This window comes from Bacteroides sp. OF04-15BH (assembly GCF_003477995.1).
Classification (GTDB): domain Bacteria; phylum Bacteroidota; class Bacteroidia; order Bacteroidales; family Bacteroidaceae; genus Paraprevotella.
Genome location: NZ_QUEM01000012.1, coordinates 38,328 through 55,317 on the forward strand (window position 1 = coordinate 38,328; position 16,990 = coordinate 55,317).

13 protein-coding genes, 2 tRNA genes and 1 pseudogene are annotated in these 16,990 nt (G+C 50.2%); 5 read left to right on the top strand and 11 right to left on the bottom strand.

The features are described 5' to 3' along the window. Positions 1-55: 55 nt before the first annotated feature. From sufD to DXA74_RS07140, 10 genes are all read right to left on the bottom strand, one after another. The gene (sufD, locus tag DXA74_RS07095; protein WP_118526154.1) at positions 56-1,399 is read right to left on the bottom strand and encodes a Fe-S cluster assembly protein SufD; all 1,344 of its coding nucleotides are present in this window, start codon (positions 1,397-1,399) and stop codon (positions 56-58) included. A gap of 239 nt (positions 1,400-1,638) precedes the next feature. Continuing rightward, a complete protein-coding gene (sufC, locus tag DXA74_RS07100; protein ID WP_118526229.1) occupies positions 1,639-2,391 on the bottom strand; it encodes a Fe-S cluster assembly ATPase SufC in 753 nt (250 codons plus the stop codon). 34 nt (positions 2,392-2,425) lie between these two features. After that, positions 2,426-3,877: a Fe-S cluster assembly protein SufB gene (gene sufB / locus DXA74_RS07105; protein ID WP_118526156.1), complete on the bottom strand. Its 1,452-nt coding sequence runs from the start codon at positions 3,875-3,877 to the stop codon at positions 2,426-2,428. A 91-nt stretch (positions 3,878-3,968) separates the two neighbouring features. Beyond that, positions 3,969-4,562, bottom strand: a complete 594-nt coding sequence (locus tag DXA74_RS07110; protein ID WP_118526158.1) for a CvpA family protein — start codon at positions 4,560-4,562, stop codon at positions 3,969-3,971. Continuing rightward, on the bottom strand, positions 4,562-7,321 hold the full coding sequence (infB, locus tag DXA74_RS07115) for a translation initiation factor IF-2 (RefSeq protein ID WP_118526160.1): 2,760 nt from the start codon (positions 7,319-7,321) through the stop codon (positions 4,562-4,564). The genes DXA74_RS07110 and infB overlap by 1 nt, the downstream gene beginning before the upstream one ends. 3 nt (positions 7,322-7,324) lie before the next feature. Further along, positions 7,325-8,581, bottom strand: a complete 1,257-nt coding sequence (nusA, locus tag DXA74_RS07120) for a transcription termination factor NusA (RefSeq protein WP_118526162.1) — start codon at positions 8,579-8,581, stop codon at positions 7,325-7,327. A 6-nt stretch (positions 8,582-8,587) separates the two neighbouring features. Further along, a complete protein-coding gene (rimP, locus tag DXA74_RS07125; protein ID WP_118526164.1) occupies positions 8,588-9,055 on the bottom strand; it encodes a ribosome assembly cofactor RimP in 468 nt (155 codons plus the stop codon). 137 nt (positions 9,056-9,192) lie between these two features. Continuing rightward, entirely contained in the window at positions 9,193-9,579 is a 387-nt protein-coding gene (locus DXA74_RS07130; protein WP_118526166.1) for a hypothetical protein, read from the bottom strand. 2 nt (positions 9,580-9,581) lie between these two features. Then, on the bottom strand, positions 9,582-11,237 hold the full coding sequence (locus tag DXA74_RS07135; protein ID WP_118526231.1) for a S41 family peptidase: 1,656 nt from the start codon (positions 11,235-11,237) through the stop codon (positions 9,582-9,584). 19 nt (positions 11,238-11,256) lie between these two features. Then, on the bottom strand, positions 11,257-12,255 hold the full coding sequence (locus DXA74_RS07140; protein ID WP_118526168.1) for an adenosine kinase: 999 nt from the start codon (positions 12,253-12,255) through the stop codon (positions 11,257-11,259). 89 nt (positions 12,256-12,344) lie between these two features. Here DXA74_RS07140 and DXA74_RS07145 point away from each other — a divergent pair. Beyond that, positions 12,345-12,418: transfer RNA gene (locus DXA74_RS07145), tRNA-Asn, on the top strand. A 240-nt stretch (positions 12,419-12,658) separates the two neighbouring features. Next, positions 12,659-12,732 (top strand) — tRNA-Asn (locus DXA74_RS07150). 619 nt (positions 12,733-13,351) lie between these two features. On the opposite strand, the gene pnp is transcribed toward DXA74_RS07150, so the two are convergent. Beyond that, the gene (gene pnp / locus DXA74_RS07155; RefSeq protein WP_118526170.1) at positions 13,352-15,565 is read right to left on the bottom strand and encodes a polyribonucleotide nucleotidyltransferase; all 2,214 of its coding nucleotides are present in this window, start codon (positions 15,563-15,565) and stop codon (positions 13,352-13,354) included. Between the two features lie 580 nt (positions 15,566-16,145). On the opposite strand from pnp, the pseudogene DXA74_RS16565 reads away from it, so the two are divergent. From DXA74_RS16565 to DXA74_RS07180, 3 genes and pseudogenes are all read left to right on the top strand, one after another. Beyond that, positions 16,146-16,366 (top strand): annotated as a pseudogene (locus tag DXA74_RS16565) (hypothetical protein); the annotation flags it as partial. A gap of 162 nt (positions 16,367-16,528) precedes the next feature. After that, the gene (locus DXA74_RS07175) at positions 16,529-16,744 is read left to right on the top strand and encodes a hypothetical protein (protein ID WP_005861638.1); all 216 of its coding nucleotides are present in this window, start codon (positions 16,529-16,531) and stop codon (positions 16,742-16,744) included. A gap of 11 nt (positions 16,745-16,755) precedes the next feature. Beyond that, on the top strand, positions 16,756-16,977 hold the full coding sequence (locus DXA74_RS07180; RefSeq protein ID WP_005796897.1) for a hypothetical protein: 222 nt from the start codon (positions 16,756-16,758) through the stop codon (positions 16,975-16,977). Positions 16,978-16,990: the final 13 nt, after the last annotated feature.

Consider the following 16,990-nt stretch of genomic DNA (forward strand, 5'->3'; position numbering starts at 1 on the left):
CTTTTTTCTCCGGAGGAGGAATGCGGCACATCATCCGTGCACCACAAAGTTCTGCTTACTTGCAGATCTTGCAACCGGAGCAACGGCTCAACTCGCCGCGGAAACGCTTCTCCACCAGATGATGCAGACGGTCGCGCAAAGCATCAATGGCAATGCAGTCGATCACCTCGCCGGCAAAGGCAAAGCGCAGAAGCATCTGGGCCTCTTCACGTGAGATACCGCGCTGCTGCATGTAGAACAGAGCCTGTTCGTTCAACTGTCCCACAGTGGAACCGTGGCTACACTTCACATCGTCGGCATAAATCTCGAGCATGGGCTGTGCGTACATACGGGCTTCCTTAGTGGCACACAGATTGGCGTTGCGCTCGTTGGAAACGGTGTGCTGTGCGTTCTCGCGCACCAAAATGCGGCCGGCAAAAGCACCCACGGCCTGATCATCGAGCACATATTTATAAAGCTGGTTGCTGGTGCAATGGCTCACACGGTGGTCAATCAAGGTGTTGTGATCCACGTGCTGCTGCTTGTCGGCAATGACACAACCGTAGAGGTTGGTCTCGGCACGCTCGCCCGAAAGGGTCACTTCACTGCGGTTGCGGGTCAGTCCGTTGTGCAGGGTGATGGTATTGAGCGACACGTTGCTGTCGGCCTGCTGGTCTACATACAGATTACCGAAGCGTTTGTTCTTCACATGAGTCTCCTCCAGTTCATAGAGTTGCAGACGGGCATTGTTTCCGACATATACCTCAGCAATCTGAGTAGTCAGGAACGAACGGTCATCGGCAGCATGGTCACAGAACAGAATGCGGGCCTCAGCGTTGTCTTCCAACACGATGAGCACACGACGGTTCACCATCAGGTCTACATCCGAACGCAGGATATTCACAATCTGCAAGGTGCGCTCGGCCACAACACCACGGGGCACATACACAAAGAGTCCGTCCTGAGCCAACATGGTGTTCAGCGCATTGAGGGCATCTTTTCCCGTGCGGGCCTGCTTGCCATAGTAGCGCGCCACCAACTCGGGATACTGCTGTGCCGCCTCGTGCAGGGAGCACACAATCATTCCTTCGGGCAGGGCCACTGCCGGCTGTATCTTGCTATAGAAGGCATCATTGACCATAAAATAGAGTGAGGTGCTCAGGTTAGGCACATCGCACTTGAACACTTCATAGGGATTGACCGGAATGTCCAGGCGATTCAGGTTCACTCCGTAATCGGGTGCAAAGGCTGCCGGTACATCGGTGTACTTGTAGCGCTCCACCTTCTGCGTGGGAAATCCCTGCTGAAGAAAATCCTGAAATGCCTGTTCGCGCAGGGCATTCAGAACCGGAGCACTGTGGCTGTCGATCATCGTGCGGCACTGGCGGAACAGATCGATATATTGTTGTTCACTATTCATTCTTTCTTCGTTTTTTAAAATTCAAACTCTTGTTTGCATCTGGATGCTTGGTCTAACGGGTTTTCCGGACCGGAATCCTACAGGAATTCCGATAGCCGCGACATGTGTCCGCAACCGCTGACGCTGTTTTTTCAACAGGTGGATAGGATTTGCCGCCGGGCTTGAACATTTGAGCAGCCTGCTGGGCGCATGCCGCCACAAACAGAAAACCGGAAGACCATTTCTTGCACCAAACCGGATTAGTCTTCCAGTTCGGCCTTGATCCAGTCAAAACCTTTGTTCTCAATCTCCAGAGCCAACTCCGGACCGCCGGTCTTCACGATACGGCCACCAAGCAGCACGTGTACGATGTCCGGCTTCAGGTAATCCAACAGGCGCTGGTAGTGAGTAATGACCAGAGCGCTGGTCTCGGGAGTTCTCAACTTGTTGAAGCCTTCGGCTACAATACGCAGGGCATCTACGTCGAGGCCCGAATCGGTTTCGTCCAGAATACTGAGTGTCGGCTCAAGCATCGCCATCTGGAAGATCTCGTTGCGCTTCTTCTCACCTCCTGAGAATCCTTCATTCACGGAACGGTTGGCCAGTTTGCTGTCCAGTTCCACGATTTTGCGCTTCTCGCGCATCATCTTCAGGAAATCACCGGCGCTCATCGGCTCCAGACCGTGGTACTGACGCTTTGCATTGATTGCGGCACGCATAAAGTTTACCATAGAAACACCGGGAATCTCTACCGGCTGCTGGAACGAAAGGAACAATCCTTCGTGAGCACGCTCTTCGGGCTTCATGGCCAAGAGGTCCTTTCCGTTGAAAGTAACGCTTCCGGAGGTCACCTCATAGGCAGGATTTCCTACCAGCACATTGCTCAGGGTACTCTTTCCTGCACCATTCTGTCCCATCAGGGCATGAATCTCGCCCGGATTGACCGTCAAATTGATTCCTTTCAATATCTCTTTGCCATTGATGCTGGCATGCAAGTCTTTTATCTCTAACATCATAATAGTCGTTGATTTTGTAGAAAAATAAACATTATCCCACCGTACCTTCCAAGGATACATTCAGAAGTTTCTGAGCCTCAACGGCAAACTCCATCGGCAATTTGTTAATCACATCCTTGGCATATCCGTTGACAATCAGTCCCACGGCTTCTTCAGTCGGGATACCGCGCTGGTTGCAATAGAACAACTGCTCTTCGGAAATCTTCGAAGTGGTAGCCTCATGCTCCACAATGGCGGTGTCGTTGTGCACGTCCATATAAGGGAAGGTATGTGCCCCACAGGTGCTGCCCAACAGGAGCGAATCGCAGGAACTGTAGTTGCGCGCGCCATCAGCTCCCGGTGCCACACGTACGAGTCCGCGATAAGAGTTCTGGCTCTTTCCGGCCGAGATACCCTTGCTGATGATGGTACTCTTGGTGTTCTTGCCCAAATGGATCATCTTCGTACCGGTATCGGCCTGCTGGTAGTTGTTGGTCACGGCCACACTGTAGAACTCTGCCTGCGAATTGTCGCCGCTGAGCACACAGCTGGGGTATTTCCAGGTAATGGCCGAACCGGTCTCTACCTGTGTCCAGGAAAGCTTGCTGTTGGCTCCACGCAGATGACCGCGCTTGGTCACCAGATTGAGCACACCGCCCTTACCTTCGGCATCACCGGGATACCAGTTCTGCACGGTGCTGTATTTCACTTCGGCATTCTCGTTCACCACAATCTCTACAATGGCAGCATGCAACTGGTTCTCGTCGCGCATCGGAGCGGTACATCCTTCCAGATAGGAAACATAGCCGCCGTCGTCGCACACAATGAGCGTACGCTCAAACTGTCCGGTATTGCGCGCATTGATACGGAAATAAGTAGAAAGTTCCATCGGACAGCGCACGCCCTTCGGAATATACACGAACGAACCGTCGCTGAATACGGCCGAATTCAAAGCCGCAAAGAAATTATCGCGATAAGGCACCACCGAGCCCAGATACTGTTTTACCAGATCGGGATACTCGCGCACCGCCTCGCTGATGGAACAGAAGATAATGCCGCGTTCTGACAATTTCTCCTTAAAGGTTGTTTTTACAGACACAGAGTCCATCACAGCGTCAACAGCCGTTCCGCTCAATGCCAGACGTTCCTCCAGAGGAATACCCAGTTTGTCGAAGGTCTTCATCAACTCAGGGTCAATTTCATCCAGATTCTTCGGTCCGTCTTTCTTTCCTTTCGTCGGATCGGCATAGTAAGAAATGCCCTGATAATCTATCTCCGGCATTTTCAGATGCCCCCACTCCGGCTGTTTCATCGTAAGCCAGTGACGGAAGGCCTTGAGGCGGAACTCAAGCATCCACTCCGGTTCTTCCTTCTTTGAAGAAATCAGGCGGACCACATCTTCGTTCAAGCCTTTTTCTATGATTTCAGTCTGTATGTCCGTGGTAAAGCCGTATTCGTATTTCTTCTCGGCTACCTCTTTTACAAACTTGTTTTTCTCTTCCATGAAATTACAAATATATTGATTATATTTCAAAAAGAGGAATGCAGTCTGTTGTCAAAAACAGACCTGCATTCCTGCTCTTCGTAGTATCTCTTTAATACTCATCGGGTTGGGTTGTGCTCTGAGAAGATGTATTCTCCTCAGCCCCTCTTGTATTCTTAATCTCACCGGAATCGGACTGCCCGTCTTCGGATGTACCGGAATCCGGCAGACTATTCCAGGTGGCTTTCATGCAACGAAACAGGAATGCTCCCGAATTCGTAACCGGACGCACCAGAACCGACTGCTCGGCGCGCTGCGGATCTATCCAATGAAATGCTGTGAGCAGATGAAGCAGACAGCTCAGCACAATGCAATATTTCAGAACGCCTACTCCTGCGCCCGCCAGGCGGTTTACACCACCCAAGCAAAGCCCTTCGGCTGTTTTGGTCAGCAGGAATGCTACTACCGACAGGGCCATGGGCACACCTACCCAAATCAGGATGAAAGCCAGTACACGGGCCACGGTCTGCGGCGCCCCAAGCTCCGGAGCAATCCAATCGCCCACCATTGCATACAGCATTCGGGCAACAACCAGTCCCGCCAGCACACCTCCGATGGATGCCAACTGCCGGAACAGTCCTCCTTGCCATCCTTTAAAGGCAGCCCACAAAAGCGCAGCTCCCAACAGATAATCCAATGTTGTCATTACAGAGTGGCCTTAACCTCAACTTCCTGATAAGTTTCAATGATATCGCCTTCGCGGATGTCATTGTAGTTCACCAAACTGATACCGCATTCATAGTTTGTTCCCACTTCCTTCACATCGTCCTTGAAGCGTTTCAAGGCGTTGATCTGACCGGTGTGAACCACAATACCGTCGCGAATCAGGCGGGCCTTGTTCGAGCGCTGTACCTTACCGTCGATTACATACGCACCGGCCACGGTACCCACTTTACTGATCTTGTAAACCTGACGAACCTCGATTGTTGCTGTAACCTCTTCCTTCACTTCAGGTGCCAGCATACCTTCCATAGCGGATTTCACCTCTTCGATGGCATCGTAAATAATTGAATACAGACGGATGTCTACACCCTGCTGCTCGGCCAATTTACGTGCGGTAGCAGACGGACGTACCTGGAAACCGATGATAATTGCCTCGGAAGCGGCAGCCAGAGCCACATCGCTCTCGGAAATCTGTCCCACAGCCTTGTGGATTACATTCACGGCAATCTTCTCGGTTGACAACTTGATGAGTGAATCGCTCAAGGCCTCGATAGAACCGTCTACGTCACCCTTGACAATCACCTTCAACTCCTGGAAGCCACCCAATGCAATGCGTCGTCCCACTTCATCGAGAGTAAGCATCTTCTGAGTACGCAATCCCTGCTCACGCTGCAACTGCTCGCGCTTATTGGTGATTTCGCGGGCTTCCTGCTCGGTATTCATCACATGGAAAGTATCACCTGCGGCAGGTGCACCGTTCAGACCCAGAATGGTAGCAGCCTGAGCCGGACCGATTTCCTTCACGCGCTGGTTACGCTCGTTGAACATCGCCTTGACACGACCATAGTTCGTACCGGCCAATACGATATCACCCACGCGCAATGTTCCGTTGGATACGAGCACGGTAGCTACGTAACCACGCCCCTTGTCGAGTGAAGACTCGATGATAGAACCGGTTGCATTACGGTTCGGATTTGCTTTCAGGTCGAGCATTTCAGCCTCGAGCAGTACCTTCTCCAGCAATTCAGGTACACCGATACCCTTCTTGGCCGAGATGTCCTGGCTCTGATATTTACCTCCCCAGTCTTCAACCAGGAAGTTCATGTTAGCCAGTGCTTCCTTGATCTTGTCCGGATTAGCGGCCGGCTTATCAATCTTATTGATGGCAAACACGATAGGCACATTAGCTGCCATAGCGTGATTGATTGCTTCTTTTGTCTGCGGCATGATGTCGTCATCGGCAGCGATAATGATGATGGCGATATCCGTTACCTGTGCACCACGGGCACGCATGGCGGTAAATGCCTCATGTCCCGGAGTATCGAGGAAGGTGATATGACGTCCGTCCTCGAGAGTCACGTTGTAGGCACCGATGTGCTGAGTGATACCTCCGGCCTCACCGGCAATCACGTTTGTCTTGCGGATATAGTCCAAAAGCGAAGTCTTACCGTGGTCTACGTGACCCATCACGGTCACAATCGGAGCGCGCGGAACGAGATCTTCCTCATCGTCCTCCTCTTCGTTTACAGCTTCAGACACTTCGGCGCTGACATATTCAGTCTTGAAACCGAACTCTTCGGCCACAATATTAATGGTTTCAGCATCCAGACGCTGGTTGATAGATACCATGATACCCAAGCTCATGCAGGTACCGATAACCTGAGTTACAGGCACATCCATCATAGATGCCAGCTCGTTGGCGGTTACGAACTCCGTAAGTTTCAGAATCTTGCTTTCTGCTTCGCGTTCTTCCATCTGCTCCTCCATGTTGGCGCGGGCGTTCTCGCGTTTCTCCTTACGGTACTTGGCACCCTTGTTCACCTTATTCTTGCTGGTAAGGCGTGCCAGTGTTTCCTTCACCTGTTTTGCAACATCTTCTTCCGTAACCTCAGCCTTCACTGCCGGCTGCTGGTTTTTCTTCTTGTTATGCTTGGCATTTGCCTGAGCAGCCGCACCCTGAGCCGCACCGTTCTTCTTGCCCGGTGTGCCGTTGTTCTGTCCGCTCACGGCATTCACGTCCACGCGCTCTTTACCCACGCGTACACGCTTTTTCTTCTCGCCGCCCTGCTGTGCGTTTCCACGTTCGCCGGCGCCATTCTGGCGTCCTTTCATCTCCTGATGCTGGCGATTCTTTTCCTCACGCTCCTTGCGGCGTTCGTCCTTGGATTTCTTCTTAGGTCTGGTAGACTGATTCAGTGCCGAAAGGTCAATATGTCCCTTTACCTTGAGCTGTGGTGCACCTCCAGCCGGTGTATTCAAGCGGAACACACCATTTTCTTCTGTGCCAATAGTCTTTTCTGATTCGGTAGGTTTATTTGTCATTTCTTCTTTAATTACTTCGGGAGTTTCCGGAGTTGTGTTCTCCTCATGTGCGTTTTCAGCTTTCGGTGCTTCGGTTGCCTTTCTGGCCGGGCGGTTCAGAGCATCCAGATCGATGTGTCCCACCACTTTCGGTCCTTTGGGAGCGGCAGCGGCCGGCTGTGCGGGTGTCACCTCTTCTTCGGCAATCGAAATGGTTTCTTTCTTTTCTTTATTCTGACGCTGACGGCTGATCAGTTCGGCATCCTTACGGAGTCCCTGATCGGTTTTGAAAGCCGCCACGAGCATTTCGTACTGTTCTTCCGAGATTTTGGTGTTCGGATTCGCCTCAATGTCGGTAAACCCTTTTTTCTGCAGGAACTCCACAGCCGTCTGCAGTCCCACATTGCATTCCTTAGTTACTTTATTCAGTCTTATCCCCATATATTACTCCTCAAATTCTTCTCTTAAAATTCTTAATACTTCGTCTACGGTCTCCTCTTCCAGATCGGCGCGGTTAATGAGTGTTTCGCGCGGAGTGCCCAGCACATCCTTTGCGGTAACCATACCGATCTTCTTCAATTCCTCGATAATCCACGGGTCGATGGCGTTGGAGAACTCATCGAGATATACATCATCTGACTCCTCTTTGTTGATTTCGCGGAACACGTCAATGGTATATTCCGTCAGGATACTTGCCAGCTTGATGTTCAGACCATTCTTACCGATAGCCAGAGACACCTGATCCGGATCGAGGTAAACCTCAGCCTTGCGCTCCTCTTCGTTCAGACGGATGCTGTTCACACGCGCCGGGCTCAGAGCACGGGTAATGAACAGGGAGGTGTTGGCCGTATAATTAATCACGTCAATATTCTCGTTGCGCAGTTCGCGTACGATACCGTGCACACGGCTACCCTTTACACCCACACAGGCTCCTACCGGATCGATGCGCTCGTCGAAGCTTTCTACAGCCACCTTGGCGCGCTCTCCCGGGATACGGGCAATTTTCTTGATGACAATCTGACCGTCGTGAATTTCCGGTACTTCAGCCTCGAGCAAACGCTGCAGGAACACGGGTGAAGTACGGCTCAGGATGATCTTCGGGTTATTGTTCGTATTGTCCACACGGAGCACTACGGCACGTGCAGCCTCGCCCTTGCGGTAGAAGTCTCCCGGAATCTGCTCTGTTTTCGGAAGCAACAGTTCGTTTCCTTCGTCGTCAACCAGAAGCATTTCCTTTTTCCATACCTGATATACTTCAGCACTTACGACACGACCCACCTTGTCCTTGTATTTGTTATACAGACTGTCGTGTTCCAGTTCCAGAAGCTTGCTGGCCAGAGTCTGGCGCAGGGTCAGGATGGCACGGCGTCCGAAGTCACGTGCAAAGTCTACACTCTCACTCACCTCTTCGCCGATTTCGCAGTCGCGTGCAATCTTCTGTGCATCGGTCAGCGCAATCTCGCGGTTAGAATCGTTCACCTCACCGTCGGCTACCACCACACGGTTGCGGTAGATCTCGAAGTCGCCCTTATCCGGATTCACGATTACGTCGTAGTTTTCATCGCTGCCGAACATCTTGGCAATCACGCTGCGGAAGCTGTCCTCGAGCACGCTCACCAGCGTAGCACGGTCTATGTTTTTGGTTTCTTTAAATTCAGAGAATGTATCGATCAAACTTACGGTTTCTTCTTTCTTTGCCATAACTGTTTACTTGAAGCTGATTAAATATTTAGTGTATTTTATTTCATCGTAACTGAAAGTCACCAATTCGTCCACCAGACGCGGACGCTTGCTGCCTTCCTCCTTTTTCTTTACCTGACGGAGGATAGAAAAGGTGTCGTCGTTCACTTCGTGCAGTTCACCCTGGTATTTCTTTCCGTCGAGTGTGAGCACCTCCACATCCTTTCCCAAATGGTTCACATACTGCTGATGCACCTTAAACGGCTGACCGATGCCTGCGCTGCCCACTTCCAGCTCGAAGTCTTCCTTCTCGCGGTCCAGTTTACTTTCGATAAAGCGGCTCAGTTCCACACAGTCTTCGATCCACACGCCTTCGGCATGATCAATCTCCACTACAATACGATTGTCATTACTCACGGACACATCTACCAGAAAGTAGTCCTTGTCCTGCAACCATTCTTCAACGATTTGTCTTACAATGTTCTTTTCTATCATCTGATCTGAAATACAATTAAAAAAACAAAGTGAGGAACTTGATCAGCCCCTCACTTCATCCTACTTTGCAAAGATACAAGTTTTCCGTCAGTCCGCAAAGATTTATGTATATTTTTTCATTTTGCGGGAACGGAAACTTACTTTTTCTTCATTTTTATCTCGTCGTTTTCCCGGCAGACCGTTATCGGCGAATCGCTGTCGGAAACCTCAAAGGTCACCAGCTCGTCGCGGCGGAAACTGCCCACCATCAGCACGGCCTGTTTTTCCGGATAATCGGAACCCAGAATGCAGGTATCCCCATCCACGGTGCCGTCGAACAGAATCTGGTCGTCGAGCGACACTTGCAGGCTGTCGCCCCGAAAGCCCAGCAGTTGGACTTCATAGCGTTTGGACTCCGGTTTATCGGGGGTGCCCTGCGGGAAGCACCACATCCAGAACAGGATCACCACTCCGATCACGACCAATGCCATGGCCATGATGCCAAACATGAACTGTTTGTTATGATTTAATTTAGCGTGTTTCATGATCAGTCTGTTATATGCAGTTTTTCCTTATAAGCCTTCTCGTCGGCCAGCAGTTTGCAGGCCTCCTTCAGTTCCTTGTCGTCGCGCACCTGAAGTTCCGCGCCGCCCTTCTGATAATAATAACGGCGCACAATCTCGTCATTCAGCAGCATCTTGATTTCTTTTTTGTTGCGCTCCATATCGGCTTCCAGGTTGCCTTTGAAGATAGAGTCCAACTGGTTCAATGCGCCGCGGGCCTCATCAGAATATCCTTCGGTCTCGGCCGACTTGGTCAGCAACTTCAGCAGCTCGCGTCCGCGCTTGTTGTAGGTAAAGCCGCTCTCCTTGACCATTTCCACAAACTTGGCATAATCCTGATCGCTCACATCAAAGCTGCCGGCCGGGGCAATGGTTTCGTGCTGCGCAACAAACCAATTTCCGAATTCGGCCACTACATCGTTCACGGCCAGCTCCACAACCATTGAAGGCAATATATCGGGCTTCACGATCACATCGGGCGTAATACCACCGCCGTCGCGCACCTCGCGTCCGGCTTCGGTATGGAACACACGGGTCAGACTGTCGGGTACGGTACCTACCGAACCGTCTTCGTTCAGATGACGGTAGTCGTAGGCCTGGATACAACGTCCGCTCGGAATGTAATAGCGGCTGGTAGTCACCTTCAGACTGCCGTTGTAAGGCACTTCGCGTGGTGCCTGCACCAGTCCCTTGCCATAAGTACGGGTACCGACAATCAGCGCACGGTCAAAATCCTGCAGGCTACCCGATACGATTTCCGAAGCGGAAGCCGACCAGCGGTCCACCAGCACAGCCATCGGCATCACGGTATCCAGCGGTTCCTTACGGGTGAAATATTCCGTATTGGCCGACTGCACCTTACCTTTGGTATAAACCACCTTTTTGTTTTTCGGAACAAAGAAGTTCACGATTTCCACGGCTTCGCTCAACAGTCCGCCACCGTTGCCGCGCAAATCGAGCACCAGCGAACGGGCGCCCTGCTCCTTCAGGCTGACCAGCGCGCGGCGCACATCTTTAGAACAACCGTCGGTAAAGCCCGTAAGGATGATATAGCCCACGTTGCCGGGAAGCAAGGTATAATAAGGAACCGAAGGCAGCTGGATATTTTCGCGCACAATCTTGAACGACAGCGGTTCCTTTACTCCATAACGGCGCACCTTGAGCACGAAGCTGGAACCGGGAGTTCCCTTCAGCATCGTAGTCACCTTATCCACCGGCATTCCCTTAATATCCACTCCGTCAATTGACAGAATCACATCACCGGCCTTCACGCCGGCCTTCTGGGCGGGTGTTCCCTCATAAGGCTCATTGATAGCCACACGATCTTCTTTCTTGATATAGCGCACCACAGCACCGATACCGGCATATTTTCCGGTGGTCATGGTCTTGAACTCGTCCATGTTATCCTCGGAATAGTACACCGTAAAGGGGTCCACCTGCTTCAGCATAGACTGAATGGCCCAGCCAATCACGGTATCGGCATCCAGAGTGTCCACATAATACATATCCAGCTGACGGTAGATGTCGCTGAAAATCTCCAGATTGCGGTTTATCTCAAAATTATGGTTCTTGCTCTTCTGAGCAAAGACACTGCCGGCTCCTGCCAGCAGCACGCTAAGGATCAGTACAAATTTTTTCATAACTGCAAAGTTAAGCAATTCAAAATCGCCCGTTTAATATATCTTTCATTTTTAACCTAATTTCATGCCATTTCTCCTCCGGCAGCGAAGCCCCCAGATGACCGATTACCGTGCCGCCCAGCAAGGAACCGGCCTGCAGACACTTGGTCAGATCCGCTCCACGGCTCATGGCATACAGAAATCCTCCGGCAAAATAGTCACCGGCTCCGGTGGTGTCGGTCACCGTACAGCCGGGCAGCGCATCGGCAAAGAACACATCGCCGCCGTGATAGCGCGCTATGGCTCCGCGCGAACCGAGCTTCACAATGGCCAGCGCGCAATGCTCCGACAGGGCATCCAGCCCTTCATACGGGTCGGACACGAGCGTAAAGGCAGCGCACTCCTCTTCGTTGGCAAAGACAATATCCACATAATCGCTCACCAGATGGCGGAAAAAGTCATAATGATCGCACACCACATTATAGCTGGCCAGGTCGAGAATGATTTTCAGTCCGGCCTGACGGGCCTGCTGCATCACCGCCTCCATCAGATCGTATTCCTGCACCAGATAACCTTCGACAAACAGATAGTCGTAACCGGCAAACGTACGCTCCGTGATATACTCGGGAGCCATCAGAGAGGCAGCCCCCAAATAAGTACCGAACGTGCGCTCTCCGTCGGCCGACACCAATGTTGTGGCGATACCGGTAGCCTCATCCATCTGCATGAGCCGCACCTCCAGTCCGGCTTCTCCGCAGCATTTGCGGAAGATTTCTCCATAACGATCCGGACCTACGGCTCCCACAAAACCGGCCTGTCCGCCCAAATGAGCCAGAGCCTGCATGGCGTTCGAAGCCGACCCGCCGGCAGCCTCAGCAGATGAAAAACCCGAAAGCATCTCTTGCAGACGCAAGCGCGTTTCATTGTCAATCAGCTGCATACTCCCCTTGGGCAAACCGGCCCGGCGAAGCACCTCATCGGAACCGATCGGCACAATAATATCTAGCAAAGCATTACCTATTCCTATTATTTTTGTCATTTTCCTGAAATTTTTCTGCAAAGATATTGCATATTTCAAAATAAACTACTACTTTTGCATCGCAATTGAGAAAAACAATAGCAAAAACTGCTTCAGTAGCTCAGTTGGTTAGAGCACCTGACTGTTAATCAGGGGGTCGTTGGTTCAAGCCCATCCTGAAGCGCATAGCCTTCCGATTTTTCGGGAGGCTTTTTTGTTTCCTCTCTCCCAGGGCATCTGAAAGCACCCTGCATTCCGGTGCATCACCCCGAAAATCCTTATCAGAAATGCATCTTCTTGCCCCGAAAAACCGGAAAAAGCAAGTTTTTTTTGATGAAGAAATAAAAAAAGTGGGATTTTATTTGGAGGATACCGGAATAATGTCTATCTTTGCATCGCAATTGAGAAAAACAATAGCAAATCTGCTTCAGTAGCTCAGTTGGTTAGAGCACCTGACTGTTAATCAGGGGGTCGTTGGTTCAAGCCCATCCTGAAGCGCAAAAGCCTTCCGATTTTTCGGGAGGCTTTTTTGTTTTCCATAAAAAACAAGTGTCCGCCCCATACAAAATGTCGGGCTACAAATATCTTTCCTTTCTTTCTGCACTCCCAAACGCATCTTATAATAACTGAATCAAGCCACAATTTCTTTCATCGGGAGAAAAAGGTGTATATTTATACCGGCACAAACGGCCTTTATACGGCATATATACAGCATTTATGCAGAAAAACATCAGCATCACCTTTTAAAGTCACCCTAGTAACTTATTAAAAACATCATGGAAAATCCCGAAAAACAACACGGCAACTCCCCCAAACTGCCACAGTAACCGAAAAGGAAGTGCCCCTAACCGTATTTTTTAAGCTGAAAAAACACAGAATAAACTCCGAAAGAGAAGAAGAAAAGACAGACAATAAACTGACAAAAAGCACCTTACACCTAAAAATGCCGCTTGAGAATCGTTTTTTGCAGCACACTTCACTCTTTACCCTGAAAAGCAAGCCTTCTCAACAAACAGAAAATACAATTTGTCAAAATGTCAAAAGCCATACGGGCATAAAAAAAAGAGATTCGGAAGCAATTTTCCGAATCTCTTTCATTTTATATGGTCAGAATAAATTATTCTCCCTTGGCACCGCCTTCCGGACGACGCTTGCGCTCCGGACGCTCACGACGGATTGGACGCTCTACAAAGTCAGCAGGCTTCTCCATCAATACGCGGCGAGAAAGCTTGAACTTACCGGTCTTAGGATCGATTTCCATCAACTTCACCTTCACCTTGTCGCCTTCTCTCAATCCAGACTCCTCAACGGTTTCCAGACGCTTCCAGTCGATTTCTGAGATGTGCAACAGTCCATCCTTACCCGGCATGAACTCCACGAAAGCACCGTAAGGCATGACGCTGCGTACAGTTCCTTCGTACACCTCACCAACTTCCGGAATAGCAACAATAGCCTTGATCTTAGCCATAGCAGCGTCGATCACATCCTTGTTGGCACCGCTCACCTGAACCTTACCTACACCGTCAACTTCTTCGATAGTGATGGTAGCTCCGGTTTCTTCCTGCATGCCCTGGATAATCTTACCGCCAGGACCGATCACAGCACCGATAAATTCCTTAGGTATCGTGATCTGCTCGATACGTGGTACGTGTGGCTTCAACTCTGCACGAGGCTCAGACATGCACTCCATCATCTTGCCCAGAATATGCTCGCGTCCGGCCTTAGCCTGCATCAAAGCCTTCTCCAGAATCTCATAGCTCAAACCGTCGCACTTGATATCCATCTGAGTGGCAGTCAAACCGTTTACAGTACCGGTAGTCTTGAAGTCCATATCACCCAGGTGATCCTCGTCGCCCAAGATATCAGACAACACAGCATACTTGTCTTCGCCCGGATTCTTGATCAGACCCATCGCAATACCGCTCACCGGATTCTTGATAGGTACACCGGCATCCATCAGAGCCAGAGTACCGGCACATACAGTAGCCATAGAAGAAGAACCGTTAGACTCCAGAATATCTGAAACTACACGGATAGTATAAGGATAGTCGGCCGGGATCTGTCCCTTCAGACCTCTCCATGCCAAGTGACCGTGACCGATTTCACGACGGCCAACGCCACGCTGTGCCTTAGCCTCGCCTGTTGAGAACGGCGGGAAGTTGTAGTGCAGCAGGAAGCGCATCTTGCTCTGATCCAGCACGTCGTCTACAATCTTCTCATCGAGCTTGGTACCCAGAGTACAGGTAGACAATGACTGAGTTTCACCACGGGTAAAGATTGATGATCCGTGAGGTCCAGGCAGCGGACTCACCTCGCACCAGATCGGACGGATATCTGTGGTGGCACGGCCGTCCAGACGCTTGCCCTCATCGAGCACGCAACGACGCATGGCATCGCGCTCCACATCGTGATAGTATCTGTCAATCAAGGCACTCTTCTCTGCCAGTTCATCCTCGGTCAGTTCAGGATGTGCCTCGGTATAAGCCAGCTTGAAGTCCTCGCGGATCTGCATGAAAGCGTCCTCGCGGGCGTGCTTGTCGCGGTTACCTTCCTGAGCGATGGCATAAGCCTTGTCGTAGCAAGCCTTAACACACTCGGCACGCAACTCGTCGTCGTTCACCTCGTGACAGTATTCGCGCTTCACATCCTTGCCCAATTCCTTGGCCAATTCCTTCTGCAACTGACACATTGGCTTGATGGCCTCGTGAGCCACCTTCAGGGCCTGAAGCAGATCCTGCTCGGATACTTCCTTCATTTCACCCTCAACCATCATGATATTCTCTTCTGTGGCTCCAACCATGATATCCATATCGGCGCTTTCCAACTGCTCGAAGGTAGGGTTCACTACATACTCACCGTTGATACGAGCCACACGAACTTCAGAAATCGGGCCGTCAAAAGGAATGTCAGATACCGCCAAAGCTGAAGAAGCGGCAAAACCGGCCAAAGCGTCCGGCATGTCTACTCCGTCAGCAGAGTAAAGGATCACATTAACATAAACTTCAGCGTGGAAATCGCTTGGGAACAAAGGACGCAGGGCGCGGTCCACCAAACGACAAGTCAGGATTTCATAATCCGAAGCTTTACCCTCTCTCTTGGTAAAACCTCCCGGAAAGCGTCCGGCTGCTGAAAACTTCTCTCTGTACTCTACCTGTAAAGGCATAAAATCTGTTCCGGGAACGGCATCTTTTGCGGCGCAAACAGTGGCCAAGAGCATAGTATTACCCATAGTGAGCATCACAGCTCCATCGGCTTGTTTCGCCAATTTCCCGGTTTCGATGCTGATGGTTCTTCCATCAGGCAACTCGACGGTCTTCTTAATTACGTTCATCTAGATATATAAAATATGTTTTTTCGAAATTTCAAAAAATCCGAGCAAAGTTAAGCAAATATATTTATTAAGAAAGAGCATTGCCGAAAAAATATCGCCCAACTCCCGTTTTTTTATAAAAAGAAAGGATTTGAATGTCTGAAATAAGTGGAAAAGGGGTATCTTTGCAGAAAGAAGTTACGAAAAGAGTGTAATTTATTGGAAATGAGCGTAGGCTAATTACTCTTGATAGTAATAGGTTACGATTTAGTTAGTTATCTACTGCATTATCCTTCTGCGCGTTGCGTAACCTTCAAAGAACTCTTCGTATGCAAAAGTAGCTATTTAATCCGAGATTTTGATATAAACTCCCGGATTTTTTTATCCCCTCATTCATAAGATTTTTCCGTAAAAGCGGTTTTGTCCGTCGGAACACCATTGCCCAAAACGGGTTTGAGCAAACGTGTGCCGACTACCGCATAGCCGGAGAAAAAGGCACAGCCTCACGCCTAAACGATGTTTAGACTGATGATGCTGTGCCTCTTTCTTTTTGCGCCTATGCCAAGAGGTGCTTTTACGGGGTTTCAGACGGTTTCCTCTTTTTACGGATTTTCCCCTGAAGTTTTTTCTACCCAATCTGCCTCTGTTTTCGTTTACCTCCATTTTGCGCCTTTCAGTGAGCCGCATCAGTCAGTCATTTTCGTTCTGGGCGCAAAGGTAATTCCGGGATAGGACGGGAAAGCAAGGTCAAGCCTCCTGTTTTCGGTAAAAATCTCCAGCCCTGCGGGTAGTATTTTGACCGGAAAACCTTGTATTCCCTAATCCCTACCTTTTCAAGCACCCGAAACGAAAACGACCGATGCGACAGAAAGACGCATTAAAAAAAATGTCGGATAAACGAGAAGCAGATAAGATAGTTTGAAACTCAACTCCCTCAGCTCTTGAATCCGCATAAAAAACAAAAAAATCAAAAACAGCGAAGATATGACAGCAACGGCAAATTTCAGACAAGTGGCGCAATACATCGGGTTGGCGATATGCGGCTTGATGATGCGCACCGCCTTCGGGGTGTTCGGCATCCTTTGGGGCATCATCAGAGAGATTGTAAACGGAGTGTTCCGAGTGGCGATAGGTGTAATCGTGGCTATCCTTTCCACCATTGCCTACTTCGGCTTCATCCTTTGGTTATTAACCCTTTAACCCTTACCGACATGGCAAAGAGAAACAGCAAGACGGTAGCGCAGCAGTGCAGATATTACGAGGTGGACAACATCTTCGTGTATATGGTGGAAACGTACATCAACGGCAATTTTAGCACTTTCCGAAGATTGTACCACGAACTGAACAAGGACGCACGGAGGGACTTCATGGACTTCCTTCTTAGCGAGGTAGAGCCGACCTATTGGAGAGAGATACTTAAACAGACAATCTAAAAACGACAGCGAT

What these genes read in the sequence shown, in the direction of transcription:
- infB (WP_118526160.1), bottom strand. Translation starts at nt 7,321, where the DNA reads ATGGGGATAAGACTGAATAAAGTAACTAAGGAATGCAATGTGGGACTG.
- DXA74_RS07140 (WP_118526168.1), bottom strand. Translation starts at nt 12,255, where the DNA reads ATGACAAAAATAATAGGAATAGGTAATGCTTTGCTAGATATTATTGTG.
- sufB (WP_118526156.1), bottom strand. Translation starts at nt 3,877, where the DNA reads ATGGAAGAGAAAAACAAGTTTGTAAAAGAGGTAGCCGAGAAGAAATAC.
- DXA74_RS07110 (WP_118526158.1), bottom strand. Translation starts at nt 4,562, where the DNA reads ATGACAACATTGGATTATCTGTTGGGAGCTGCGCTTTTGTGGGCTGCC.
- DXA74_RS07135 (WP_118526231.1), bottom strand. Translation starts at nt 11,237, where the DNA reads ATGAAAAAATTTGTACTGATCCTTAGCGTGCTGCTGGCAGGAGCCGGC.
- sufC (WP_118526229.1), bottom strand. Translation starts at nt 2,391, where the DNA reads ATGTTAGAGATAAAAGACTTGCATGCCAGCATCAATGGCAAAGAGATA.
- pnp (WP_118526170.1), bottom strand. Translation starts at nt 15,565, where the DNA reads ATGAACGTAATTAAGAAGACCGTCGAGTTGCCTGATGGAAGAACCATC.
- DXA74_RS07180 (WP_005796897.1), top strand. Translation starts at nt 16,756, where the DNA reads ATGGCAAAGAGAAACAGCAAGACGGTAGCGCAGCAGTGCAGATATTAC.
- DXA74_RS07175 (WP_005861638.1), top strand. Translation starts at nt 16,529, where the DNA reads ATGACAGCAACGGCAAATTTCAGACAAGTGGCGCAATACATCGGGTTG.
- sufD (WP_118526154.1), bottom strand. Translation starts at nt 1,399, where the DNA reads ATGAATAGTGAACAACAATATATCGATCTGTTCCGCCAGTGCCGCACG.
- DXA74_RS07130 (WP_118526166.1), bottom strand. Translation starts at nt 9,579, where the DNA reads ATGAAACACGCTAAATTAAATCATAACAAACAGTTCATGTTTGGCATC.
- rimP (WP_118526164.1), bottom strand. Translation starts at nt 9,055, where the DNA reads ATGATAGAAAAGAACATTGTAAGACAAATCGTTGAAGAATGGTTGCAG.
- nusA (WP_118526162.1), bottom strand. Translation starts at nt 8,581, where the DNA reads ATGGCAAAGAAAGAAGAAACCGTAAGTTTGATCGATACATTCTCTGAA.